The 25490-nt window shown below is 67.6% G+C and carries 21 protein-coding genes and 1 pseudogene; 21 read left to right on the top strand and 1 reads right to left on the bottom strand.

The features are described from left to right. The first annotated feature begins 43 nt into the window (after nt 1-43). The 20 genes and pseudogenes from EZH22_RS23880 to EZH22_RS23785 all read left to right on the top strand — a co-directional run bounded on the left by EZH22_RS23880 (nt 44) and on the right by EZH22_RS23785 (nt 20853). On the top strand, nt 44-1669 hold the full coding sequence (locus tag EZH22_RS23880) for a DUF3300 domain-containing protein (protein WP_203192874.1): 1626 nt from the start codon (nt 44-46) through the stop codon (nt 1667-1669). A 469-nt stretch (nt 1670-2138) separates the two neighbouring features. Further along, nucleotides 2139-2504, top strand: coding sequence for an NADH-quinone oxidoreductase subunit A (locus EZH22_RS23875; protein WP_203192873.1), 366 nt, complete (start codon nt 2139-2141; stop codon nt 2502-2504). Continuing rightward, complete coding sequence (locus EZH22_RS23870) at nt 2495-3079, top strand: NuoB/complex I 20 kDa subunit family protein (RefSeq protein WP_203192872.1); 585 nt, start codon at nt 2495-2497, stop codon at nt 3077-3079. The genes EZH22_RS23875 and EZH22_RS23870 overlap by 10 nt, the downstream gene beginning before the upstream one ends. Nucleotides 3080-3093: 14 nt before the next feature. Continuing rightward, nucleotides 3094-3723 carry an NADH-quinone oxidoreductase subunit C gene (locus tag EZH22_RS23865; RefSeq protein ID WP_203192871.1) on the top strand — a complete coding sequence of 210 codons (630 nt, stop codon included), beginning with the start codon at nt 3094-3096 and terminating at the stop codon, nt 3721-3723. Between the two features lie 32 nt (nt 3724-3755). Next, nucleotides 3756-4943, top strand: coding sequence for an NADH-quinone oxidoreductase subunit D (locus tag EZH22_RS23860; RefSeq protein ID WP_203196728.1), 1188 nt, complete (start codon nt 3756-3758; stop codon nt 4941-4943). A gap of 74 nt (nt 4944-5017) precedes the next feature. Continuing rightward, nucleotides 5018-5890 carry an NADH-quinone oxidoreductase subunit NuoE gene (gene nuoE, locus EZH22_RS23855; RefSeq protein ID WP_231711122.1) on the top strand — a complete coding sequence of 291 codons (873 nt, stop codon included), beginning with the start codon at nt 5018-5020 and terminating at the stop codon, nt 5888-5890. 5 nt (nt 5891-5895) lie between these two features. Continuing rightward, the gene (nuoF, locus tag EZH22_RS23850; RefSeq protein ID WP_203192870.1) at nt 5896-7197 is read left to right on the top strand and encodes an NADH-quinone oxidoreductase subunit NuoF; all 1302 of its coding nucleotides are present in this window, start codon (nt 5896-5898) and stop codon (nt 7195-7197) included. 3 nt (nt 7198-7200) lie between these two features. Continuing rightward, nucleotides 7201-7494, top strand: a complete 294-nt coding sequence (locus EZH22_RS23845) for a hypothetical protein (RefSeq protein ID WP_203192869.1) — start codon at nt 7201-7203, stop codon at nt 7492-7494. A gap of 4 nt (nt 7495-7498) precedes the next feature. Next, nucleotides 7499-9576 (top strand): annotated as a pseudogene (nuoG, locus tag EZH22_RS23840) (NADH-quinone oxidoreductase subunit NuoG). 51 nt (nt 9577-9627) lie between these two features. Beyond that, the gene (gene nuoH, locus EZH22_RS23835) at nt 9628-10647 is read left to right on the top strand and encodes an NADH-quinone oxidoreductase subunit NuoH (RefSeq protein WP_203192868.1); all 1020 of its coding nucleotides are present in this window, start codon (nt 9628-9630) and stop codon (nt 10645-10647) included. 43 nt (nt 10648-10690) lie between these two features. Beyond that, nucleotides 10691-11179 carry an NADH-quinone oxidoreductase subunit NuoI gene (gene nuoI, locus EZH22_RS23830; protein WP_203192867.1) on the top strand — a complete coding sequence of 163 codons (489 nt, stop codon included), beginning with the start codon at nt 10691-10693 and terminating at the stop codon, nt 11177-11179. 190 nt (nt 11180-11369) lie between these two features. Beyond that, entirely contained in the window at nt 11370-11984 is a 615-nt protein-coding gene (locus EZH22_RS23825; protein WP_203192866.1) for an NADH-quinone oxidoreductase subunit J, read from the top strand. A gap of 11 nt (nt 11985-11995) precedes the next feature. Next, a complete protein-coding gene (gene nuoK, locus EZH22_RS23820) occupies nt 11996-12304 on the top strand; it encodes an NADH-quinone oxidoreductase subunit NuoK (protein ID WP_203192865.1) in 309 nt (102 codons plus the stop codon). A 4-nt stretch (nt 12305-12308) separates the two neighbouring features. Next, nucleotides 12309-14234, top strand: a complete 1926-nt coding sequence (gene nuoL / locus EZH22_RS23815) for an NADH-quinone oxidoreductase subunit L (RefSeq protein ID WP_203192864.1) — start codon at nt 12309-12311, stop codon at nt 14232-14234. A 2-nt stretch (nt 14235-14236) separates the two neighbouring features. Continuing rightward, the gene (locus tag EZH22_RS23810; RefSeq protein WP_203192863.1) at nt 14237-15748 is read left to right on the top strand and encodes an NADH-quinone oxidoreductase subunit M; all 1512 of its coding nucleotides are present in this window, start codon (nt 14237-14239) and stop codon (nt 15746-15748) included. A 16-nt stretch (nt 15749-15764) separates the two neighbouring features. After that, the gene (nuoN, locus tag EZH22_RS23805) at nt 15765-17195 is read left to right on the top strand and encodes an NADH-quinone oxidoreductase subunit NuoN (protein WP_203192862.1); all 1431 of its coding nucleotides are present in this window, start codon (nt 15765-15767) and stop codon (nt 17193-17195) included. A 3-nt stretch (nt 17196-17198) separates the two neighbouring features. Continuing rightward, complete coding sequence (locus EZH22_RS23800) at nt 17199-17966, top strand: biotin--[acetyl-CoA-carboxylase] ligase (RefSeq protein ID WP_203192861.1); 768 nt, start codon at nt 17199-17201, stop codon at nt 17964-17966. A 170-nt stretch (nt 17967-18136) separates the two neighbouring features. Further along, nucleotides 18137-19807, top strand: coding sequence for a ribonuclease J (locus EZH22_RS23795; protein WP_203192860.1), 1671 nt, complete (start codon nt 18137-18139; stop codon nt 19805-19807). A 74-nt stretch (nt 19808-19881) separates the two neighbouring features. Beyond that, nucleotides 19882-20286, top strand: coding sequence for a methylmalonyl-CoA epimerase (gene mce / locus EZH22_RS23790; RefSeq protein ID WP_203192859.1), 405 nt, complete (start codon nt 19882-19884; stop codon nt 20284-20286). 294 nt (nt 20287-20580) lie between these two features. Then, entirely contained in the window at nt 20581-20853 is a 273-nt protein-coding gene (locus tag EZH22_RS23785) for a DUF1467 family protein (RefSeq protein WP_231711121.1), read from the top strand. Here EZH22_RS23785 and EZH22_RS23780 read toward each other — a convergent pair. Continuing rightward, complete coding sequence (locus tag EZH22_RS23780; RefSeq protein ID WP_203192857.1) at nt 20789-24592, bottom strand: bifunctional diguanylate cyclase/phosphodiesterase; 3804 nt, start codon at nt 24590-24592, stop codon at nt 20789-20791. The genes EZH22_RS23785 and EZH22_RS23780 overlap by 65 nt on opposite strands. 443 nt (nt 24593-25035) lie before the next feature. On the opposite strand from EZH22_RS23780, the gene EZH22_RS23775 reads away from it, so the two are divergent. Beyond that, complete coding sequence (locus tag EZH22_RS23775; RefSeq protein ID WP_203192856.1) at nt 25036-25434, top strand: HesB/IscA family protein; 399 nt, start codon at nt 25036-25038, stop codon at nt 25432-25434. Nucleotides 25435-25490: the final 56 nt, after the last annotated feature.

The raw sequence follows: 25490 nt of genomic DNA, 5'->3' as shown, positions 1-25490 counted from the left end.
CACCGGGTGCGGGTACGGCAGAGCGGGAACTGCGGAGAGGCGCATGACGTTGCACGGGCGTCGCCAGGAGTTCGCGGGGTGGTCGCGCCTCGCCGTGGCTCTGGTTTTCGGGTGGACCACGAGCCTCTATCCGGCATTGGCGCAGACGCCGCCGGCATCCGGGGCGGCGCAGGAATCCCAAGCGGTCCCGCCGCTTCCCCCCGCCGGTCCAGCACCGGCCGTCGCCCCATCGGCTCCGCCGGCTGCGGGCACGAATGCGGCGGTTCCGCCACCGCCCGCCCCGCCGACGGCGGGGGCGGAGGCTGCACCGTCCTCCGCTCCTCCGCCCGGCGCGACCGCGCCGGCGCCCTATGCCGGCGCCCCTCCGGCCCCGCCCGCGCCTTCTGCGATCGGCCAACCCTCCGGCCCGCCCGGCTTCACGGTGGCCCAGCTGGAGCAGATGCTCGCGCCCTACGCGCTCTATCCCGATACGCTGCTGGCGCAGATGCTGCCGTCGACCGCCTATCCGCTGGAGCTGGTGCAGGCGCAGCGCTGGATCGAGCGCAACAGGACGGCCGTGCGCAAGGGCAATTTCGCCGGTGCCGACGCCCAGAAGTGGGATCCGTCGGTGAAGGCCATGGCGCGCTTCCCCACCGTCGTCGCCAAGCTGAACGAGGATCTCGACGCCACGGCCAATATCGGCATCGCGTTCGTGAATCAGCCCGAGGACGTCTCCGTTGCCATCCAGACCCTGCGCGCCAAGGCGGAGGCGGCCGGCGCGCTGAAGAGCAACGACAAGCAGGTGGTCACCACTCGGGAGGAGAGCGGGCGCAGCGTGGTCTACATCACGCCCGCCGATCCGGACGTGGTCTATGTGCCGCAATACGACCCCTACAGCATCTACACCGCAGCCGGCGTCGGCTTGCTGGGCTTCGGCGCCGGCGTGCTGGTGGGCAGCGCCTGGGACAATTCCTGGAACTGGGGTCCGGGGTGGGTCTATCCGCCGGTGTGGCCGGGTTATCCCGGCTGGCGCCCGCCGCCCCGCCCGCCGTGGCCCGGCCCCGGCCCGCGGCCTCCGGGGCCCGGTCCCTGGCCGGGACCGCACCCCTGGCCCGGCCCCGGTCCCCATCCAGGTCCCGGTCCCCATCCAGGTCCCGGTCCCGGCCCTGGGCCTCACCCTGGTCCCGGTCCTGGTCCTCATCCCGGTCCCGGTCCTGGTCCTCATCCCGGTCCCGGTCCTGGTCCTGGTCCTCATCCGGGTCCTGGTCCTGGCGGGATGCAGCCGTGGAAGCCGGCGCCCGGCAAGTTCAATCCGGCCGGACCGGGCAAGTTCGGGCCGGGCACTCCGGGTGGCCGCCCGTCGGGTCCGGGTCTCCCCGGAGGCGCGAAGCCGATTCCCCGTTTCCAGCCGAAGCCGGGCAACGGCTTCCTGCCGGGCGTCAATCCAGCCTTCAGGCCGAAGCCGGGCGGCCAGATCTACCGCCCCGGCGGCGCGCAGCAGTTCAAGAAGCCACCGCGCGCCTATGGCGGGGTGAAGCCCGGCCTCCCGCGCACCTATGGCGGGTATGGCGGGGGCATGAAGCCCGTTGTGCGGCCGCAGCAATTCCGGCCCGGTGGCGCGCAGTTCCGCAGCGCGCAGCCGCGCACGTTCGCCCCTCGGGCGATGCCGATGCGCGGTCGCGGCCGCTGAGCGATCCGCGTCCACGACTCGCCCGTCGTGGACGCGGCCTGCCGGCTCTGCGGGTGCGCCGCCTTCACGTCTGCGGCATTCTTCCGGCGGCGCATGTCATTGTGTCGCATGGGGGCCGGAAACGCAGGCGGGAAGCGGACTGGCGCCAACCGGACCGGTGTCACAGCCCTGAAGGATGCGGCTCCTTCACGCCTCCCGCCATAGCCGGATCCAACCTCCGGCTTGGCGGTTACCGCAGCGGAGCGGACCGGGCCGGTGAGCGGTGGTGCGGGGCGGGGCCGTGCCGGGATGTGGCCTACGCCGAACCGCGCACTTGCCTCCTATCTGGCGCTGCGATAAGGCTGCGGCGTCGTTTCGAATTCCTCTAGCCGGACGGCGCGGTCACGCTTCAAGCGCGTCGCCCGATTCTCGCGCTTTGACCGTTTGCGCCGCTTATGGCCCCGATCCAGCGCCCCGAGGTGCGAGCAGAATGAACGCGTTGCTCATGGATTATCTGCCGGTGGTGATTTTCATCGGCGTGTCGCTGGTGATCGGGCTCGCGCTGCTCGTATCACCCTTCCTCGTGGCCTATCAGAATCCCGATCCGGAGAAGCTGTCGGCCTACGAATGCGGCTTCAATGCGTTCGATGACGCGCGCATGACCTTCGACGTGCGCTTCTATCTCGTGTCCATCCTCTTCATCATCTTCGACCTGGAAGTGGCCTTCCTGTTCCCCTGGGCGGTGACGTTCGGCAGCCTCGGCGACCTGGGCTTCTGGTCGATGATGATCTTCCTCGGCGTGCTGACCGTCGGCTTCATCTACGAATGGCGCAAGGGAGCTCTGGAATGGGACTGACCCCTTCGGCTACCAAGCCCGAGATCGCACAGGCCCCCACGGGCATCGTCGATCCCTCCACCGGCCGCCCCGTGGGCGCGGATGATCCCTTCTTCAAGGAGGTCAATGCCGAGCTCGCGGACAAGGGCTTCATCCTCACCACCGCGGACGACCTCATCACCTGGGCGCGCACCGGCTCGCTCATGTGGATGACATTCGGCCTCGCGTGCTGCGCCGTGGAGATGATGCAGGTTTCCATGCCGCGCTACGACGTGGAGCGCTTCGGCTTCGCACCGCGCGCCTCGCCGCGCCAGTCGGACGTGATGATCGTCGCCGGCACGCTCACCAACAAGATGGCGCCGGCCCTGCGCAAGGTCTACGACCAGATGCCGGAGCCGCGCTACGTCATCTCCATGGGTTCCTGCGCCAACGGCGGTGGCTACTACCACTTCTCCTACGCGGTGGTGCGCGGCTGCGACCGCATCGTGCCGGTGGACATCTACGTGCCGGGCTGCCCGCCCACGGCGGAAGCGCTGCTCTACGGCGTGCTGCTGCTGCAGAAGAAGATCCGCCGCATCGGCACCATCGAGCGCTGAGCCGGGAGCATCCGATGGACGAGACCCTGAACGACCTCGCGGCGCACATATCGGCGGCTTTGGCCGGCGCGGTGCTCGGCTCGACGATCGCCCATGGCGAGCTGACGCTGGCCATCGAGCCGACGCAGATCGTGAAGGTCGCCACCTTCCTGCGCGACGATCCGGCCTGCCTGTTCCATTGCATCGTCGACGTATGCGGCGTGGACTATCCGGCGCGCGAGAAGCGCTTCGACGTGGTCTACCACCTGCTGTCGCTCAAGCAGAACATCCGCATCCGGCTGAAGGTGGAGACGGACGAGGACACGCCGGTGCCCTCCATCTGCTCGGTCTTCCCCGGCGCCAACTGGTTCGAGCGGGAAGCCTACGACATGTACGGCATCCTGTTCACCGGGCATCCGGAGCTGCGCCGCCTGCTCACCGACTACGGCTTCGACGGGCACCCCCTGCGCAAGGACTTCCCGACCACCGGCTTCGTCGAAGTGCGCTACGACGACGAGCTGAAGCGCGTGGTCTACGAGCCGGTGCGCCTGCCGCAGGAATTCCGCAACTTCGACTTCCTCTCCCCGTGGGAGGGCGTGGAATACGTCCTTCCCGGTGACGAGAAGGCCTCGGGCCAGCCGCCCGTGCCCCCCAAGGCCGGCTGAGGGAGCGCCTTATGGTTGATATCGCCGACGAGATGAAGCCGGACGAGAAAGTCCGCAACTTCCAGATCAATTTCGGCCCCCAGCATCCGGCGGCGCATGGCGTGCTGCGCCTGGTGCTGGAGCTGAACGGCGAGGTCGTGGAGCGGGTCGACCCGCACATCGGCCTCCTGCACCGCGGCACCGAGAAGCTGATCGAGGCCAAGACCTATCTTCAGGCGGTGCCGTATTTCGACCGGCTCGACTATTGCGCGCCCATGAACCAGGAGCACGCCTTCTGCCTCTCGGTGGAGAAGCTCCTGGGCATCGAGGTGCCCCGGCGCGGCCAGCTCATCCGCGTGCTCTATTCCGAGATCGGGCGCCTGCTGTCGCACCTGCTCAACGTGACCACCTTCGCCATGGACGTGGGCGCGCTCACCCCGCCGCTTTGGGGGTTCGAGGAGCGCGAGAAGCTCATGATCTTCTATGAGCGCGCCTCCGGCAGCCGCATGCACGCGGCCTATTTCCGTCCCGGTGGCGTGCATCAGGACCTGCCGCGGGCGCTGGTGGAGGACATCGGCGCCTTCTGCGATCCGTTCCTGAAGCTGCTGGACGACCTCGACGGCCTCGTCACCGAGAACCGCATCTTCAAGCAGCGCACCGTCGACATCGGCGTGGTGTCGCTGGAGGACGCGCTGGCCTGGGGCTTCTCGGGCGTGATGGTGCGCGGTTCCGGCGCCGCGTGGGACCTGCGCCGCGCCCAGCCTTACGAGTGCTATTCCGAGCTCGATTTCGACATCCCGATCGGCAAGCACGGCGACTGCTACGACCGCTACGTGGTGCGCATGGAAGAGATGCGCCAGTCCACCAAGATCATGAAGCAGTGCGTGGAGCGTCTGCTGAAAGAGGCGGGGCCGGTCTCCACCACGGACAACAAGATCGTGCCGCCCAAGCGGGGCGAGATGAAGCGCTCCATGGAAGCGCTCATCCACCACTTCAAGCTTTATACCGAGGGCTTCCACGTGCCGGCCGGCGACGTGTATGCGGCCGTCGAGGCGCCCAAGGGCGAGTTCGGCGTCTATCTCGTCTCCGACGGCACCAACAGGCCGTATCGCTGCAAGATCCGCGCGCCGGGCTTCGCCCATCTTCAGGCCATGGATTTCCTCTGCCGCGGCCACATGCTCGCCGACGTGTCGGCGGTGCTGGGCTCGCTCGACATCGTGTTCGGGGAGGTGGATCGTTGATGGTCCGCCTTCTCCTCTCCCTTCGCCCGATGCCGGCGTGCGCTCCGCGCGCGGCTCGTTCCGGGATCTGACCCATGTCCGTCCGCCGCCTTGCCGTAGAGCAGCCCGAGAGCTTCGGCTTCACGCCGGAGCTGGAAGCCATCGCGCAGAAGCTGATCGCGAAATATCCGGAAGGCCGCCAGGCCTCAGCCGTGGTGCCGCTGCTCTGGGAAGCCCAGAAGGCGGCTGGCGGCTGGCTTCCCGAACCCGCCATCCGCGCGGTGGCGGACCGGCTCGGCATGGCGCACATCCGCGTGCTGGAGGTCGCCACCTTCTACACCATGTTCAATCTTGAGCCGGTGGGGAAGTATTTCGTCCAGCTCTGCGGCACGACGCCCTGCATGCTGCGTGGCGCGGAGGAGATCCGCGACGTTTGCAAGAAGAAGATCGGCCACGAGCGCCATGTAAGCGCGGATGGCCAGCTGTCCTGGCTGGAGGTGGAGTGCCTCGGCGCCTGCACCAACGCGCCCATGGTGCAGATCAACGACGATTATTACGAAGACCTGACGCCCGAGAATTTCGAGAAGCTGCTCGATGACCTCGTGGCCGGCCGCCCGGTGAAGGTCGGCCCGCAGAACACGCGCCATGGCTCGGAGCCCGAGGGCGGCGCGCGCGTGCTGACCGACCCGGCGCTGTACGCCTTCACCACCAGCATTCCCGCCGCCGGCGGAGGTGGCACCGAAACCCCGGACCTTCTCTCCGCCGGCCGCCCGCGTGCGGCGGAGGAAAGCCCGGCCGACCCCACCGGCGCCGCCGCGGCCAAGCAGGAGAAGGCCGCCGACGGCGCCGATACCCGCGAGAAGCGCGAGGCGGTGGCGGCCGAGGCCCAGGCGTCCAGCCCGTCCGTCACCGGTTCGGAGCGCGAGCCGCTCAAGACCGGCACCGGCGTCCGCGATCCGGAGGAGTGAGAGACATGCTCGCCGACAAGGACCGCATCTTCACCAACCTCTATGGCCTCCAGGACTTCGGCCTCAAGGGCGCCCTCCGGCGCGGCAACTGGGACGGCACCAAGGCCATCCTGGAGAAGGGCCGCGACTGGATCATCAACGAGATGAAGGCCTCCGGCCTGCGCGGCCGCGGCGGCGCCGGCTTCTCCACCGGCATGAAGTGGTCCTTCATGCCCAAGCAGTCCGATGGCCGCCCCCATTATCTGGTGGTGAACGCCGACGAATCCGAGCCCGGCACCTGCAAGGACCGGGAGATCATGCGCAACGATCCGCACACGCTGATCGAGGGCTGCCTGATCGCCTCCTTCGCCATGGGCGCACATGCGGCCTACATCTATGTGCGCGGTGAGTACATCTTCGAGCGCGAGCGCCTGCAGGCGGCGGTCGATCAGGCCTATGAGGCCCGCCTCATCGGCAAGGACAACATCCACGACTACCCCTTCGACCTCTACGTGCACCACGGCGCCGGCGCCTATATCTGCGGCGAGGAGACGGCGCTGCTGGAGAGCCTGGAAGGCAAGAAGGGCATGCCGCGGCTGAAGCCGCCCTTCCCGGCGAACATGGGCCTCTACGGCTGTCCCACCACGGTGAACAACGTGGAGAGCATCGCGGTCGCCCCATCCATCCTGCGGCGCGGGGCGGCGTGGTTCTCCGCCATCGGCCGGCCGAACAACGTGGGCACCAAGCTGTTCTCCCTCGCCGGCCACGTGAACACGCCGTGCGTGGTGGAAGAGGCCATGAGCATTCCCTTCCGGGAGCTCGTGGACAAGCATGGCGGCGGCGTGCGCGGCGGCTGGGACAATTTGCTCGGCATCATTCCCGGCGGCGCCTCCTGCCCGGTGATCCCGGCGGAGCAGTGCGAAGACCTCATCATGGACTTCGACGGCACCCGCGCGGTGAAGTCGAGCTTCGGCACGGCCGGCGTGCTGGTGATGGACAAGTCCACCGACATCATCAAGGCCATCGCCCGCATCTCCGCCTTCTTCAAGCATGAGAGCTGCGGCCAGTGCACGCCGTGCCGCGAGGGCACCGGCTGGATGTGGCGCGTGGTCAACCGCATGGCCGAGGGCCGCGCCCAGAAGCGCGAGATCGACATGCTGCTGGAGGTGACGACCCAGATCGAGGGCCACACCATCTGCGCGCTCGGCGATGCCGCGGCGTGGCCGGTGCAGGGGCTGATCCGGCACTATCGCCACGTGATCGAAGCGCGCATCGACCAGTATGCCGCCAACCCGCATCCGGACCCGGTTGCGGTGGCGGCGGAGTAGGAAATGGAGCCTTATGTGCCTCCACCTCCGGCACCGACGCCGGAACAGTGGGAGCGGATGGGGCTGTGGGTGACCTTAGGCGGCATTGTTTTCGCTGCCGGGGGCTTCGCCTGGCTGGTTCAAGACGGGATGGCGGTCCGGACGGCGATGTTCGTCATGGCGCCTTTCGCTCTGCTGGCGCTGGCCTTCGGGTGGATCTTCCACTCCAAGAAGGGGCGGTCGCTGGTGTGGGTCCGAAGCATCTGGGCTGTGGCGCTTCTCGCCGTGGTCCTGGTCGAAAGTTGTTCGGGGAAGTAAGCGGATGGCTAAGATCGTCGTCGACGGCACAGAAGTCGATGTCCCGGCCGAATACACGCTGCTCCAGGCGTGCGAGGCGGCGGGCGTCGAGATTCCGCGCTTCTGCTTCCATGAGCGGCTGTCCATCGCCGGCAACTGCCGCATGTGCCTGGTGGAAGTGAAGGGCGGCCCGCCCAAGCCCACTGCCTCCTGCGCCATGGCGGTGAAGGACCTGCGCCCCGGCCCCAATGGCGAGCCGCCCGTGGTGCTCACCAAGAGCCCCATGGTGAAGAAGGCGCGCGAAGGGGTGATGGAGTTCCTGCTCATCAACCACCCGCTCGACTGCCCCATCTGCGACCAGGGCGGCGAGTGCGACCTGCAGGACCAGGCCATGGCCTATGGCGCGGACACCTCGCGCTTCGCCGAGAACAAGCGGGCGGTGGAAGACAAATATATCGGCCCGCTGGTCAAGACCTCCATGAATCGGTGCATCCAGTGCACCCGCTGCGTGCGCTTCTCCACGGAAGTGGCCGGCGTGCCGGACCTGGGCGCCATCGGCCGCGGCGAGGACATGGAGATCACCACCTATCTCGAGCACGCCATGCGCTCGGAGATGCAGGGCAACGTGGCGGACCTGTGCCCTGTAGGCGCGCTCACCCACAAGCCCTACCAGTTCCATGCCCGGCCGTGGGAGCTGATCAAGACCGAGTCCATCGATGTCATGGATGCGGTGGGCTCCAATATTCGCATCGACACCCGCGGCCGCGAGGTCATGCGCATCCTGCCGCGCAACAACGACCTGGTGAACGAGGAGTGGATCTCCGACAAGTCCCGCTATGTGTGGGACGGCCTGAAGACCCAGCGCCTCGACCGGCCCTATGTGCGCAAGGACGGTCGCCTCGTGCCCGCCTCCTGGACCGAGGCATTTTCCGCCATCGCCGCCAAGGTGAAGGGGGCCGCGCCGAACAAGGTGGGCGCCATCATCGGCGACCTGGCCAGCGTCGAGGAGGTGTTCGCGGTCAAGGCGCTCCTCGGCAAGATCGGCTCGGCCAACATCGACTGCCGTCAGGACGGGGCGGCCCTCGCCCCCTCGCTGGGCCGCGCGACCTACGTGTTCAATCCCACCATCGCCGGCATTGATCAGGCGGACGCCGTCCTCTTCGTGGGCACCGATCCGCGGCACGAGGCGTCCGTTCTCAATGCGCGCATCCGCAAGCGCTGGCGGCAGGGCGGGCTGAAGATCGGCCTGATCGGCGCCAAGGTGGACCTCACCTATCCCTATGAGTATCTCGGCGCGGGTCCGGACAGCCTGTCCGACCTCGCCGGTTCCTCCGCCTTTGGCGAGGTGCTGCGCAAGGCCGAGCGGCCGGTCATCATCGTCGGCCAGGGCGCGCTGACGCGCGCGGACGGCGCGGCTGTGCTCTCCCTCGCCGCGCGGGTCGCGGTGGCGGTGGGCGCGGTGAAGGACGGCTGGAACGGCTTCGCGGTGCTCCACACCGCAGCCGCCCGCGTCGGCGCGCTGGACGTGGGCGCGGTGCCGGGCGAGGGCGGGCTGGGCGTGGCGGCCATGGTGGCCCCGGTGGCCTCGACGTGGCCTTCCTGCTCGGCGCCGACGAGGTGGAAGTCGCCCCCGGCGCCTTCGTGGTCTATCTCGGCACCCATGGCGACAAGGGCGCCCACCGGGCGGACGTGATCCTGCCCGGCGCGGCGTATCCGGAGAAGTCCGGCCTCTACGTGAACACCGAAGGCCGGGTGCAGTTCGCCAACCGCGCCGCTTTCCCGCCCGGCGAGGCGCGCGAGGACTGGGCGATCCTGCGGGCCCTCTCGGACGTGCTGGGCCAGACCCTGCCTTTCGACAACGTGCTGGCCCTGCGCGCCCAGCTCGTCGCTGCCTATCCCCATCTCGGCCATGTGGACGAGGTGGCGGCAGCCGACCCGGCGGCGGTGGCGACGCTGGCGCAGAAGGGCGGCGCCGTGGACAAGGCGGCGTTCGTGCCGCCGATCGAGGACTTCTTCTTCACCAACCCCATCGCCCGCGCCTCCGCGGTGATGGCCGAATGCTCCGCGCTGCGCCTCGCGGCGGCGGCGGAAGCGGCGGAGTAGGGCGATGGCGTGGGTGAACGGAATGGCTGAAGCCGGCACGGGATCAAGGACATGAACTGGCAGGATACCCTTATCCACGTGCTGATCATCCTCGGGCAGAGCCTTGCGCTGCTGGTGGCGCTGCTGGTCTTCATCGCCTTCATCCTGCTGGCCGACCGCAAGATCTGGGCGGCGGTGCAGCTGCGGCGCGGCCCGAACGTGGTTGGTCCCTTCGGCCTGTTCCAGTCGTTCGCCGATCTGCTGAAGTTCGTGCTGAAGGAGCCCACCATCCCGGCGGGGGCCAACAAGGCGATCTTCCTCCTGGCGCCGCTGGTCACCTGCGTGCTTGCCCTCGCCGCGTGGGCGGTGGTGCCCATCGCCGACGGGTGGGTGATCGCCGACCTCAACATGGGCGGCCTCTACATCTTCGCCATCTCGTCGCTGGGCGTGTACGGCATCATCATGGGCGGGTGGGCCTCGAACTCGAAATACCCGTTCCTCGCCTCCCTGCGCTCGGCGGCGCAGATGGTGTCCTACGAGGTCTCCATCGGCTTCGTCATCATCACCGTGCTGATGTGCGCCGGCTCGCTGAACCTCAGCGCCATCGTCGAGGCGCAGAACGGCCGGTTCGGCCTGCTGAACTGGTACTTCCTGCCGCTCCTGCCCATGTTCGTCATCTTCTTCATCTCGGCCCTGGCCGAGACGAACCGCCCGCCCTTCGACCTCGTGGAGGCCGAATCGGAGCTGGTGGCGGGGTTCATGACCGAATATGGCTCGACCCCCTATTTGCTGTTCATGCTGGGCGAGTACGTGGCCATCATGACCATGTGCGCCATGGGGACCATCCTGTTCCTCGGCGGCTGGCTCTCGCCGCTGCCGTTCCCGCCCTTCACCTGGGTGCCGGGGCTGGTGTGGTTCGTCATCAAGCTGTGCTTCATGTTCTTCCTCTTCGCCATGGCCAAGGCCATGGTGCCGCGCTATCGCTACGACCAGCTCATGCGGCTCGGCTGGAAGGTGTTCCTGCCGATCTCGCTGTTTGCCGTGGTGGTGGTGGCGGCGTTCCTGCACTTCACCGGGCTGGCGCCGAAATGACCGCCTTCGCCCACATTCCGCACCGCCTTCCGGGAGAGCGCACATGAAGCTCGATCAGGCCGCGCGCGCCCTGTTCCTCACGGAGCTCGTCTCGGGCTTCTTCCTCGCCATGCGCTATTTCTTCAAGCCCAAGGCGACCCTGAACTATCCCTTCGAGAAGGGGCCGCTCTCCCCGCGCTTCCGCGGCGAGCACGCCCTGCGCCGCTATCCCAATGGCGAAGAGCGCTGCATCGCCTGCAAGCTGTGCGAGGCCATCTGCCCGGCGCAGGCCATCACCATCGAGGCCGGCCCGCGGCGCAACGACGGCACCCGCCGCACCACGCGCTACGATATCGACATGGTGAAGTGCATCTATTGCGGCTTCTGCCAGGAGGCCTGCCCGGTGGATGCCATCGTCGAGGGGCCGAACTTCGAGTTCGCCACCGAGACGCGTGAGGAACTCTACTACGACAAGGAAAAGCTGCTCGCGAACGGCGACCGGTGGGAGCGCGAGATCGCGCGCTCCATCGCGCTCGACGCTCCGTACCGCTGAGCGCGCTTTAGGGGTTGCCGGCGCAGGCCGGCGTGAGGGATCGGCAGGACGCCGCGCCGGGGCAGGTCGCCCGAGGCGCGGCGTCGGGACAGTGGACTTTTGGCATGCGTCAAGGCATTCGATCGACCGGCCGCCATAAGGGGCCGGACATGACCGGCGCGGGCGCGCCGCGGGGAGGGGGGCTTCGCGCATGAGCGTCGCGGCAGCGTTTTTCTATCTCTTCGCCTTCGTGCTGGTGGCGTCCGCCTTCATGGTGATCTCGTCGCGCAATCCGGTGCAGTCGGTGCTGTTCCTCATCCTCGCCTTCGTGAACGCGGCGGGCCTCTTCATCCTGATCGGCGCGGAGTTCCTCGCCCTGATCCTGGTGGTGGTCTATGTGGGCGCGGTGGCGGTGCTCTTCCTCTTCGTCGTGATGATGCTCGACGTGGATTTCGTCGAGCTGCGCCAGGGCTTCCTGCAATACCTGCCGGTGGGCATCGTGGTGGGCCTCATCTTCCTCGCCGAGCTGGTGCTGGTGGTGGGAGCCTGGGCGACCGGGCCGGGCGTCGCCTCGGCGGTCAAGGCCGTGCCGCCCTCGGTCGCGGGCGTGACGAACATCACCGCCATCGGGCGGGTGCTCTACACGGATTACATCTACTTCTTCCAGGCGGCGGGCTTCGTGCTGCTCGTCGCCATGATCGGCGCCATCGTGCTCACGCTCCGCCACAAGGTGAACGTGAAGCGCCAGAACATCTCCGCCCAGGTGGCGCGCACCGCCAAGACCGCGATGGACGTGGTCAAGGTGCGCCCCGGCCAGGGCCTTTGAGGGGGGCGGACATGGAAATCGGTCTCTCCCACTATCTCACCGTCGCGGCGATCCTGTTCACGCTCGGGACGCTCGGCATCTTCCTCAACCGGAAGAACGTGATCGTCATCCTCATGTCGGTGGAGCTGATCCTGCTCGCCGTGAACATCAACCTCGTCTCGTTCTCCGCCTTCCTCGGGAACCTGACAGGCCAGGTGTTCGCGCTGCTCGTCCTCACCGTCGCGGCGGCCGAGGCGGCCATCGGCCTCGCCATCCTCGTGGTGTTCTACCGCAACCGCGGTTCGATCGCCGTCGAGGACATCAACGCCATGAAGGGCTGAGGCCATGTATCAGGCGATCGTCTTCCTCCCCCTTCTCGGCTTCCTCGTCGCCGGCCTGTTCGGCCGCACCATCGGCACGCGGGCAAGCGAGGTGGTGACCACCTCGCTGCTCTTCATCGCGTGCCTGCTGTCCTGGATCGCCTTCATCGACGTGGGCTTCTCCGGCCACGACGCGCGCGTGCAGGTGATGCAGTGGATCTATGTGGGCGACCTCAAGATCGACTGGGCGCTGCGCATCGACACCATGACCGCGATCATGCTGATCGTGGTCACCACCGTGTCCTCGCTCGTGCATCTTTATTCCATCGGCTACATGCACGAGGATCCGTGCCGGCCGCGCTTCTTCGCCTACCTGTCCCTGTTCACCTTCGCCATGCTGATGCTGGTGACGGCGGACAACCTGCTCCAGCTGTTCTTCGGCTGGGAAGGCGTGGGCCTCGCCTCCTACCTGCTCATCGGCTTCTGGTACGAGAAGCCCTCGGCGAACGCCGCGGCCATGAAGGCCTTCGTGGTGAACCGCGTGGGTGACTTCGGCTTCATGCTGGGCATCTTCGCCGTGTTCGTGATGACCAATTCGGTCGCCTTCGAGCAGGTGTTCGCGGCGGCGCCCTCGCTCGCCGGCAAGACCATTCCGTTCCTCGGCCACCACTGGGATGCGCCCACGGTCATCGCGCTCCTGCTGTTCATCGGCGCCATGGGCAAGTCGGCGCAGTTCCTGCTGCACACCTGGCTGCCGGACGCCATGGAGGGGCCGACCCCGGTGTCCGCCCTCATCCACGCCGCGACCATGGTCACCGCCGGCGTGTTCATGGTGGCGCGCATGTCGCCCATCTTCGAGCTGTCGCAGACCGCGCTCAACGTGGTGATGCTCATCGGCGCCACCACGGCCATGTTCGCCGCGACCATCGCGCTGGTGCAGAACGACATCAAGAAGGTGATCGCCTATTCCACCTGCTCCCAACTCGGCTACATGTTCGTCGCCATGGGGGCGGGAGCCTATTCCATCGGCGTGTTCCACCTCGTGACGCATGCCTGCTTCAAGGCTCTTTTGTTCCTGTGCGCCGGCTCGGTCATCAACGCGATGCACCACGAGCAGGACATGCGGCACATGGGGGGGCTCTGGAAGAAGATCCCCTTCACCTACGGGATGATGCTGATCGGCACGCTGGCGATCACCGGCTTCCCCTTCCTGGCGGGCTATTATTCCAAGGACGCCATCATCGAGTCGGCCTGGGCCGCGCACAATTATTTCGCGCTCTACGGGTGGGTGATGACGGTCGGTGCGGCGGCGCTCACCTCCTTCTATTCGTGGCGCCTGATCTTCCTCACCTTCCACGGCCATCCGCACGATCATCACCATTACGAGGCGGCGCATGAATCGCCGAAGGTGATGACGATCCCGCTGGGCGTGCTGGCGGTGGGCTCGGTGATCGCCGGCTTCGCGCTCTACAACGTGTTCGTGGGCGAGGGCGTGCACCACTTCTTCCGCAACTCCATCTTCATGGGGGCGGAGAACCACATCCTGCACGAGATGCATGAGATCCCGCTCTGGGCGAAATACATGCCGACCCTGATGATGGTGATCGGCGCGCTCTTCGCCTACTGGTTCTACATCGTGGACCGCACCGTGCCCGCGGCGCTGGCCAAGTCGCAGGACGCGCTCTACCAGTTCCTGCTGAACAAGTGGTACTTCGACGAGCTGTACAACTTCATCTTCGTCAAGCCCGCTTTGTGGATCGGCCGGGTCCTGTGGAAGCGCGGTGACGGCACCATCATCGACGGCTTCGGTCCGGACGGCGTGTCCGCCCGCGTGCTCGACGTGACGCGCGGGGTGGTGCGGCTGCAGACCGGCTACCTCTACCACTATGCATTCGTGATGCTCATCGGCGTCGCGGCCCTCATCACCTGGTTCATGTTCGCCGGAGTGTGACGATGACCGACTGGCCCATCCTCTCCGTCGTCACCTTCCTGCCGCTCATCGGCGCGCTGTTCATCCTTGTGGTGCGGGGCGACGACGAGGTCTCGGCCCGCAACGCCCGCTGGGTGGCGCTGTGGACGACGCTCGTCACCTTCGTGGTGTCGCTGCTGCTGCTGCCGGGCTTCGATGCGGCCGCCAAGGGCTTCCAGTTCGTGGAGAAGAAGCCCTGGCTCGGCGAGATCGCCGCCTACCACATGGGCGTCGACGGCATCTCGCTGCCGTTCGTGATCCTCACCACCTTCCTCATGCCCTTCTGCATCCTCGCCTCCTGGGAGAGCGTGCATAAGCGGGTGAAGGAGTACATGATCGCGTTCCTGGTGCTCGAGACCATGATGCTCGGCACCTTCACCGCGCTCGATCTCGTCCTCTTCTACTTCTTCTTCGAGGGCGGCCTCATCCCGATGTTCCTCATCATCGGCGTGTGGGGCGGGCCGCGGCGCATCTACGCGGCCTTCAAGTTCTTCCTCTACACCCTCGCCGGCTCCGTGCTGATGATGCTCGCCATCATGGCTATGTACTGGCAGTCCGGCACCACCGACATTCCGGTCCTGCTGACCCACGGCTTCCCGTCCGGCATGCAGTTCTGGCTGTGGCTGGCCTTCTTCGCCTCGTTCGCGGTGAAGATGCCCATGTGGCCGGTGCACACCTGGCTGCCCGATGCCCACGTGGAGGCGCCCACCGCCGGCTCCGTCATCCTCGCCGGCGTGCTGCTGAAGATGGGCGGTTACGGCTTCCTGCGCTTCTCGCTGCCCATGTTCCCGGAGGCGAGCCACTATTTCGCGCCGATGGTGTTCACCCTGTCCGTCATCGCCATCATCTACACCTCGCTGGTGGCGCTGGTGCAGGAGGACATCAAGAAGCTCATCGCCTATTCGTCCATTGCCCACATGGGCTTCGTGACCATGGGCATCTTCGCCATGAACGAGCAGGGCCTGCAGGGGGCCATGTTCCTCATGATCTCCCACGGCTTTGTCTCCGGCGCGCTGTTCCTGTGCGTGGGCGTGATCTATGATCGCCTGCACACCCGCGAGATCGCGGCCTATGGCGGCCTTGTGCACCGCATGCCGCTCTACGCCACCGTGCTCATGGTGTTCACCATGGCCAACGTAGGCCTGCCGGGCACCTCGGGCTTCGTCGGCGAGTTCCTGACCATGCTCGCCGCCTTCGAGCGCAACACCTGGATCGCCTTCTTCGCGGCGACCGGAGTGATCCTCTCGGCCGGCTATGCGCTGTGGCTCTACCTGCGGGTCATCTTCGGCCCGCTGGAGAAGGAAAAGCTGAAGACCATGATGGACCTCTCGCCGCGGGAGGTGGTGATCATGGTGCCGCTGGTGGTCATCACCATCCTGTTCGGCGTCTGGCCCGCGCCCATCCTCAACATGACTTCCCATGCGGTGAACGCGGTCGTCGCGCGCACCGACCAGGTGGCCGGAGCGGTGAAGACCGCCCTGCTGCTGAGCTTTTAGATTTCGAGGTCGCCTCATGTCGCAGCTCCTGCCTCCCATCGGCGCGGTCCTGCCGGAACTGGTGCTCGCCGTCTCGGCGATCGTGCTGATCCTCATCGGCGCGTTCCGCGGCGAGGGGGCGGCGAACTTCGTCACCGGCCTCGCCATCGCGGTGCTGGCCGCCACCGGCGTGCTGGTGCTGCTTGCGCCTTCGGTGGAGGTCACGGCCTTCAACGGATCCCTCGTCATCGACAGCTTCGGCCGGTACATGAAGCTGCTGGCGGTGCTCGGCGCCGTGGTGTCGCTCATCATGTCGGTGGACTGGCAGGCCCGGGAGAAGCAGGCCAAGTTCGAGTATGCCGTGCTCCTCGTCATCGCCACCCTCGGCATGTTCATGCTGGTGTCGGCGGGTGACCTGATCGCGCTCTATCTCGGCCTCGAGCTGATGAGCCTGCCGCTCTACGTCGTCGCCGCCATCAACCGCGACTCGGTGCGGTCCACGGAAGCTGGCCTGAAATACTTCGTGCTGGGCTCGCTCTCGTCCGGCATGCTGCTCTACGGCGCCTCGCTGATCTACGGCTTCACCGGCTCGGTAAATTTCCTCACCATCGCCTCGGTGGTGAAGGAGCCCTCCATCGGGCTGGTGTTCGGCCTCGTGTTCCTGCTGGCTGGCATGTGCTTCAAGGTGTCGGCGGTGCCGTTCCACATGTGGACGCCGGACGTCTACGAGGGCTCGCCCACGCCGGTCACCGCCTTCTTCGCCACGGCGCCGAAGGTGGCGGCCATGGCCATCTTCGTCCGCGTGGTGATCGAGGCCTTCCCGCACGTGACGCACCAGTGGCAGCAGATCGTCGCCTTCGTCTCGCTCGCCTCCATGGTGCTCGGCGCCTTCGCCGCCATCGGCCAGCGCAACATCAAGCGGCTGCTCGCCTATTCCTCCATCGGCCACATGGGCTTTGCCCTGGTGGGCCTTGCCGCCGGGACGAGCGAAGGGGTGCGCGGCGTGCTGGTCTACATGGCCATCTACGTGATGATGACCCTTGGCACCTTCGCCTGCGTGCTCACCATGCGCCGCAAGGGCCAGGCGGTGGAGACCATCGAGGACCTCGCGGGCCTCGCCAGCCGCAATCCGCTGATGGCGCTGATGCTGGGCGCGCTCATGTTCTCCCTCGCCGGCATTCCGCCGCTCGCCGGCTTCCTCGCCAAATACTACGTGTTCGTGGCGGCGATCCAGGCCGGCCTCTACGGCCTCGCCGTGGTGGGCGTGCTCGCGTCGGTGGTAGGCGCCTTCTACTACCTGCGCGTCGTCAAGATCATGTATTTCGACGAGCCGGCGGATGCCTTCGATCCCATGCCGACGGAGCTGAAGGCGGTCCTCGCGGTCAGCGGGCTTTTCACCATCTTCTATTTCGTCTATCCCGCTCCTCTCATCGAGGCGGCGGGTGCCGCTGCCAGGTCGCTCTTCTGAACGATGGCTCATTACGAATTCCAGGGTTCCACGGTTCCCATCATCCGTTTCACGCAGATCGGCTCCACCAACGCCGAGGGGCTTGCGCGCCTGCAGCGTGGCGAGACGCTGCCGGTCTGGCTCGTCGCCGACATCCAGACGGCCGGGCGGGGGCGGCGGGGGCGGCCGTGGACGTCGGAGCTCGGCAACCTGTTCGCGACCCTGGTGCTGCCCAATCCGGCGCCGGTGGCACACCTCGCCCAGCTCTGCTTCGTGGCCGGGCTCGCCCTGCGCGACGCCGTGCTGTCGGCGGCGCCGCAGATCTCCGGCGACATGCTGAAGCTGAAATGGCCCAACGACCTGCTGCTCGACGGCGGCAAGCTGGCGGGCATATTGGTGGAGGGCGGATCGGACGCCTCCGGCAAGCCGGCCGTTGTCATCGGCTTCGGCGTGAACTGCCTGCACCATCCGGACGAGCTCCCCTACAAGGCCACCAGCCTGGAGGCCAACGGCGCGCCCACCGCGCCGGACCGGCTGCTGGAGGCCCTCGACCTCGCCATGGCGGTGCGCCTGAACCAGTGGAATGCCGGTGCCGGCTTCCCCGCCATCCGCTCCGACTGGATGCGCCATGCCCTGGGCATGGGTGACCAGGTGAGCGTGAAGATCGGCACGCGCGAGGTGGTGGGGCGGTTCGAGAACATCGACGCCCGCGGTGCCATGATGCTGCGCCGCCGCGACGGGGTTGCGGAAATCATCACCGCCGGCGACGTGTCCCTCTCCCTCCCGGACTGAGGCCGGTTCGAGGGTTGCAAAGCCGTGCCCGGACCGCATGATGCGGATGCCCGTGCTTTTCCCCCGCGGCCGGCCATGACTGCCGGCCGGCGGGATTGCCCATATTTCCTTTGCCGGCCCGCTGCCGTCTTTCGCGTGGGCCCGGCGCCGTTCCTGGAAGTGATCGATTGATGGCTGCAAGCGACGAACTGGTCTTCGCACCCCTGGGCGGGGTGGGCGAGATCGGCATGAATCTCGGCCTTTACGGCTTCGGACCGAGGAAGGCCCGCACCTGGCTCATCGTGGACCTCGGCATGAGCTTCGCCGGCGAGGAGGCGCCCGGTGTCGACCTTGTGCTGCCCGACATCCGCTTCCTAGAGGCCGAGCGCAAGCACATCGCCGGCCTCGTGCTGACGCATGGTCATGAGGATCATATCGGCGCGGTGCTGGACCTGTGGCCCCGCCTCAAATGCCCCATCTACACGACCCGCTTCACCGCCGGCCTGCTGGAAGCCAAGCGGGCCGGCGAGCCCGGCGCGCCCTCCGAGCTTCCCGTGACGGTGGTGCGCTCTCGACAGCCCCTGAATATCGGGCCGTTCTCGGTGGAGTTCATTCCGGTTGCCCATTCGATCCCGGACAGTCACGCCATCGCCATCCGCACGTCGGCCGGGCTGGTGCTGCACACCGGCGACTGGAAGCTCGATCCGACCCCGCTCGTGGGCGAGCCCACGGACGTCGCCCGCCTCGCGGCGCTGGGCGACGAGGGCGTGCGGGCCATGATCTGCGATTCCACCAACGCGATCCGCGACGGCGTCTCCCCCTCCGAGGCGGACGTCTGCGCCTCGCTGACGGAGATCATCGGCAAGACAAAGCACCGCGTCGCCTTCACCACCTTCTCGTCCAACGTGGCGCGGATCCGCGGCATTGCCGAGGCCGCCTACGCCAATGGCCGCGAGGTGGTGGTGGTGGGGCGCGCCCTGGAGCGGGTGATCGGGGTCGCCCGCGAGCAGGGGCTGCTGGACGGCATCCGCGCCTTTCGCACGGCGGAGGCCTATGGCTTCCTGCCCCGGGACAAGGTCGTGGCGATCCTCACCGGCAGCCAGGGCGAGCCGCGCGCGGCCCTGCGCCGCATCGCCGACGACGACCATCCGGAGATCGCGCTCTCGCCCGGCGACCTCGTGGTCTTCTCCTCGCGCACCATTCCCGGCAACGAGAAGGTGGTGAACCACATCGTCAACGCCCTCATCAAGCGAGGCGTGGAGGTGCTGACCGACCGCTCTGCCCTCGTCCATGTGTCCGGCCATCCCCGGCGGGGCGAGATGGAACAGATGTATCGCCTGGTGCGGCCGCAGGTGGCGGTTCCCGTGCACGGCGAGGCGCTGCACCTGCATGAGCATGCCAAGCTGGCGCGCAGCCTGGGGGTGCCGGAGGTGGTCACCTGCTATGACGGCAACGTCATTCGCCTCGCGCCCGGGCCGGCCGAGCGGGTGGACGACGTGCCGTTCGGGCGTCTCTTCAAGGATGGGCGTCTGCTGCTGCCGGATGGCGGGCGCGCCATTCCCGAGCGGCGCAAGCTCAGCTTCGTGGGCGCGATCTCGGTGGCGGTGGCCGTGGACCGGCAGGGCGGCCTCGCCGGCGACCCGTCGGTGGAGATCACCGGTGTTCCCGAGCGCGGGGAGGGCGGCATCGACATGCTCGACCATGTGCTCGACACGGTGGTGGCGACTCTCGACCACCTGCCGAAGGCCCGCCGCCGCGATCCCGACGCCCTCGCGGAATCGCTGGAGCGGGCGGTGCGGAGCGCGGTGAATGCCGTCTGGGGGAAGAAGCCGGTCTGCCACGTCCACATCCTGGAGGTGTGAGCGGCCTGCGACCTCCGGCGTGTTCCGCACCGGTGTCGCTTGCGCTATGGATCGGGTGACGAGCGGAGGAAGACATGATCGGACGGCTGAACCACGTGGCCATTGCGGTGCGGGACATCTCCGCCGCTGCCGCTCTCTATCGTGATACCCTTGGGGCGGATGTCTCGGCCGCCGTGCCGCAGCACGAGCATGGGGTGACCACGGTGTTCGTCACCCTTCCCAACACCAAGATCGAGTTCCTGGAACCGCTCGGTGCCGACTCGCCCATCGCCAAATTCCTGGAGCGCAATCCGGACGGCGGCATCCATCACATCTGCTACGAGGTGGACGACATCATCGTCGCCCGCGACCAACTGAAGGCCGCCGGTGCGCGTGTGCTGGGCAGCGGCGAGCCGAAGACGGGCGCCCACGGCAAGCCGGTCCTGTTCCTGCACCCCAAGGACTTCAACGGCACCCTGGTGGAACTGGAGCAGGCCTGAGGGCCGCCGCGGCGATTTCCGGCAAGCCCCCAAGAAGCGGAGCGGCCGCGCCGTCGCCGCGCGCGGGCGCCCCGCGCTCACGCCCGGGGCGCCATCCTGGAGCCATTCCTGGAGCGTTGTCTCCCGGAGCATCGTCTTGGGACGGGCATCGTCTTGGGACGGGCGTGGCCGAAAGGCTGAGTGGGTCTTCGGACTTGCGAGCTGCGACGAATTCAGCTTTTCGACGGAAAAGCCAGGCCGCTCCGGCGAGATGCTTCGGCCTCTTGCGGCGCGATGTTGAGTGAGGAACGCCCGGTGTCCATCGGTGCCATCATCGCCATCTATTTCATCGTCTGGTGGACCAGCCTGTTCGCGGTGTTGCCCTGGGGCGTGCGCTCCCAGGCGGAAAGCGCGGACGTGACGCCGGGCACCGATCCGGGCGCGCCGGTGCGGCCGCTGCTGCTGCGGAAGGTGATCGCCACGAGCGTCATCGCCGCCATCATCACTGGCGGAATCATCTACCTCATGACGAGCGGCATCGTGTCCCTGGAAGACCTGCCGATGCCGTTCGACACCAAGAACGACTGATCCGGGCACGCCTCGTCGAGGCCCGCCCCGCCGGCGTCAGTGCAGAACGGCGGAGGGCCGCGGGAGGGGCGTGGGGGAGGGGGCCCTGCAGCACCAGGCGCAGGAAGCGCTCGCCGGTCACCGGCCGGCTGAACAGGTGTCCCTGGCCGAAATCGCAGCCGCGCGCCCGCAGGAACTCGCACTGCTCGGGGCTCTCGATGCCCTCCGCCACCACCTCGATGCCCAGCGCCCGCGCGATGGAGATGATGGCGGTGGCGATCTCACCATCTGCTGCGCGCGGCAGGTCGCGCACGAAGCTCCGGTCGATCTTGAGCTTGGTGATGGGGAAACGCTTCAGGTAGGCGAGGGATGAATAGCCGGTCCCGAAATCATCGAGCGCCACACGCACGCCGAGATCCTTGAGCTGGCGAAGCTTGCGTTCCGCGGGGGCGCGGACCTCGAACAGCACGTTCTCGGTGATCTCCACCTCGAGCCGAGCCGCCGGCAGGCCGGTGCGCCGCAGAATATCCTCCACCTGCTCGCTCAGGGATTCCCGCCGGAACTGGCGCGGAGAGAGGTTCACGGCAATGAAGTCGAGATCGGCCCCCTTCGCCAGCCAGTCGGCCATCTGCCGGCACGCCTCCTCCATGACCCAGGCGCCGAGCGAATCGATGAGCCCCGTCTCCTCGGCCAACGGGATGAAGCGGTTGGGCGTCACCAGGCCGTGCACCGGGCTGTGCCAGCGCACCAGCGCTTCCGAACCATGGATGCGGCCGGTGGCCAGGCTCACCACCGGCTGGAAATTGAGGCGGAACTCGTCGCGCGCAAGGCCGCGCCGGAGATCGGCCTCCATCTCCATGCGGATGCGGGCACTGCGGGTGAGGGCCTTTGTGTAGAAGGCATAGCTCCCACGCCCGTGGGACTTTGCCTCGGCCAGGGCGGAATCGGCGTGCTGCAGCAGCCTCTGGGCGCTGTCCGCGTCCTCCGGATAGAGGCTGATGCCCGCGCTGGCGCCGAGATAGACCTCGCGGCCGTCGGCGAGCACGAAGGGGGTGGAAAGCTCGTAGATGAGGCGGATGGCGACGGAGGAGGCATCGTCCGGGCCGTCCACCTCCTCCAGGATCACGACGAACTCGTCGGCGCCGTAGCGTCCGGCCGTGGCGCTGCTGTCCAGGGCCGCCTTGACCCGTGCGGCGGCCATCTGCAGCACCTGGTCCCCGACCAGATGGCCGAGGCTGTCATTGACGGTCTTGAACCGGTCGAGGTCGATGAAGATCACCGCGCACGCCTTGTCCGGCCGGTTGACCGCGAGGTCCAGAAGGGAGGCGAGCAGGGTGCGGTTCGGCAGGTCGGTGAGCGGATCGTAGTGGGCGATGCGATCGAGCTGGAACTCCGAGTGCTTGATCTGGGTGATGTCCTGAAAGGCACCGACATAGCTCTGCGGAACGCCGGCCTGATCGTAGACGGTGTTGATGGTCAGCTGCTGGAGAAAGATCTCGCCGTTCTTGCGGCGGTTCCAGATCTCGCCCTGCCAGGATCCGGTGGCGTTCAGGGCGTCCCACATCCTGCGGTAGAATTCGCGATCATGCCGCCCCGAATGCATGATGCGCATGGTCTTGCCGATGATCTCCTCCGGCGCATAGCCGGTGATGCGTGTGAAGGCCGGATTGACGGCGGAGACAATCGCATCGAGATCGGTCACCACGAGCCCCTCCATCGAGGAGGCGAAGACCGCCGCGGACAGCCGCAGCCGACGCTCGGTCTGCTTGCGCTCGCTGATGTCGGCGATCATCCCCACGAGCCGGGTCACCCCGCCGTGGTCGTCGCGGGCGGCGAGGCCGTGGGAGAGGAAGTCGTTGTAGCTGCCGTCAGGCAGGAGCAGCCGTACCTCGCATTCGAAGCTCTGCTCCTCGCCGCGAATGAGGCGCGCCCAGGCCGTGACCAGCTTGCGGCGGTCGGCGCGATGCAGGAGCTTGTTCCACACATGCTTCATGTCGTCGGGGGTCTGCGGGCCGATGCCGAGAAGTTCTCGTGCGCGCGGCGAGAGGTACAGCCGGCCGGAGCGCACGTCGAAATCCCAGACACCCTGGTCCGAGCCCTTCACGGCAAGGTCGAAGCGCTCCTCGCTTTCCCGCAGCGCCGCCTCCGCCGCCCTGCGGGCGGTGACGTCCTGCATCACGAGGAGGATGTGGTCGGGGGTTCCGCCGTGGTCACGCACGAGGGAAAAGGTGCAGGCCAGCCAGACGGCGCCGCCGTTCCTGCGCAGGTACCGCTCCTCGGTATGGACCAGCGGCGCCTCGCCGACCACCAGGGCATGCACCGGATCCTCCCGCGCCCCGGTGTCGGCCGCATCGCGCAGGCTCTCCACGCTGCGGCCGACGAGTTCCTCCGCCATGCGGCCCAGCAAGGCACAGGCGGTGCCGTTGGCCCGGACGATGATGCCCTCGGGAGAAAGGTTCATCATGCCGGACGCGGCTTGGTCGAACGCTGCGCGGAAGCGCGCCTCCGCGGCATTGACGGCGCGGGTCGCCTTCAACTCGCGCGCGGCCTCCCGCAGGCGGTTCTTTTGCCACAGGCCCCGGCCGACGGCGAGGGCGAGCAGCAGCAGCACCAAGGCGAGAGCCGCCGACAGGAAGGCCGACGTGCGGGCCCCGGTCAGGATTTCGTCCTTGTCGATCTTGACCACCAGCGACGATGAGCTGCCCGGAATCTCGGCCCGCACGGCGAGCACGCTCTGGCCGCCGTGGTCGGTACCGAGCCCGCTCGTGCCCGGACGCTCGCGGGTCGCGGCAAAGGCATAAGGGTCGGCGGGCAGGCTGCGGGCCGTGTCCGCCCGCGTTGCGCCCAGCGCGGCGGTGACGATTGATCCGCCACGCTCGTCCGGGCGCACCAGCAGGGCCTCCGCCGTGCGGGTGTTGTAGAGGATGGTCGCCAGCAGCGGATGCGCCTCGGGCCGGCCGGACGCTTCCAGGAACAGGACGCAGCAGGCCTCGGCGCCGGTGGAGGTCGCGACCGGCATGTTCACCAGGAAGCCGGCGATGGCGCCCTGGGAGGCGTCTCGCGGCGGCGGCACGGCGGTGAGCTGGCCGGTGGCCGCGACGCGCCCGAGCCGTTCCCGCAGGTCCGGGCGCTGTGGCGTGCCCAGGGTTCCCACGATGAAGGTCCCGTTGGATGTCCACAGCTCGGCCGTCTGGAAGCCGAAGGCCCGTGCGGCTTCGGCGAGGAGAAGGCGGAGCCGGTCGCGGCTGGCGTCGGAGCCGCTGGCCCGCCACTGCTCGACATCTTCTGAAATGAGGCGGCTCGAGGCAAAGGCGAGGGCTCCCGCTTCGAGGCGCGTGCGATCCTGCGCGATGCTGCGCGCCTGTACCTCCGCGAGGGTGGAGAGCATCCGGCGCGTGCTGGAGACCGTGCTCCGCACACTCGCCTGATAGACAACCACCGTCACCACCAACAGCAGCCCGGCCAGCAAGAGAAGGGCACCTACGGCGGCGCGCATGGGCGTCCGGGCCGCAGGCATGTTGCCGGTCTTTGCGCGGCGATGGGAGATGAGACGAGCGGCGAGATAGACGATGCCGCCGACCACGGTGGCCGCGACGAGGGCAACGGCGGTCGCCCAAAGGGTGGGCGCCCCGCCAAGCACCCTTTGGCCGAACGCGGATGACACCTCGGCCTGAACCGGCGCCGCCGCGGCGAGCGTCGTCGAGGCAAACGCCGCGACGGCGAAGCAGATTGGCGGTAAGCGAAGGGGGGCGTGGCTCATGGCTTGCGGGTCTCGGGTCCTTTATCCGGCCGGAAGGACGGGGTTCCCGCCCGACTCCCGTACCTGCTCCACGACGCTGCGCTTTGACAGAAGATTGTCACTGCTTGCGAAAAGACAAAAGCGGGGAAATCCCCTTAGACGTGGATCCGCGCGGGATTACCGGCGCCTGAGCGGTGCATGCGACGCCTCGACGGGAAAGGGGGCATTCTCCCGTCGCTTGCGGTGCAACCAGGCCGCTGTGTCCTCAGGCCGACCCTTCAAGCGGGGCAGCGCGGGACACGCAGTCATGGCGAATCATGCCGCCGAACGCCTTTATTCCGTGTGCTTCCGCTGCGCCTTCTCTCCCGCATGGGGGTGTAAAGGCTTGAAGCAGGCCGGGTCATCCTCCATTTATGGGAGATGCCGCCCGCCGTCCTTGAAACGGCGCGGTTGGGAGATGCGTCATGAGCCTGATTTCCGACCCCGTGTCCAAGCCCGCGCCGAAGCGCAGCCTACCTCCTGTGATCCGTATCACCGACGCCGCCGCCGAGCGGTTGCGGGAGATTCTCTCCGGCTCGCCCGAGCCGGGAACCGCGGTGCGGGTCGGCGTGGAGAACGGCGGCTGCGCCGGCATGTCCTACAAGCTGGATACCACCACTGAAGTCGGCCCCCTCGACGCCATCGTCGAGGACAAGGGCGTACGGGTCGTGGTGGATGCAAAGGCGGTGCTGTTCCTTCTGGGCACCGAAATGGACTTCAGGACCGACAAGGTGTCGTCCCAGTTCGTTTTCAACAATCCGAACCAGACCTCGTCCTGCGGCTGCGGCGAGTCGGTTTCCATTACGCCCGCGACCGCCGGCTGAACGCAGCGGCGCGTGCAGGGGTTCAGGTGCTGTTCATCTGAGGGCGGACATGAGGG

The sequence above is a fragment of the Xanthobacter dioxanivorans genome (assembly GCF_016807805.1).
GTDB lineage: Bacteria > Pseudomonadota > Alphaproteobacteria > Rhizobiales > Xanthobacteraceae > Xanthobacter > Xanthobacter dioxanivorans.
Note: the sequence above shows the minus strand (reverse complement) of the source record. Positions and strands in the feature narration are given on the sequence as shown.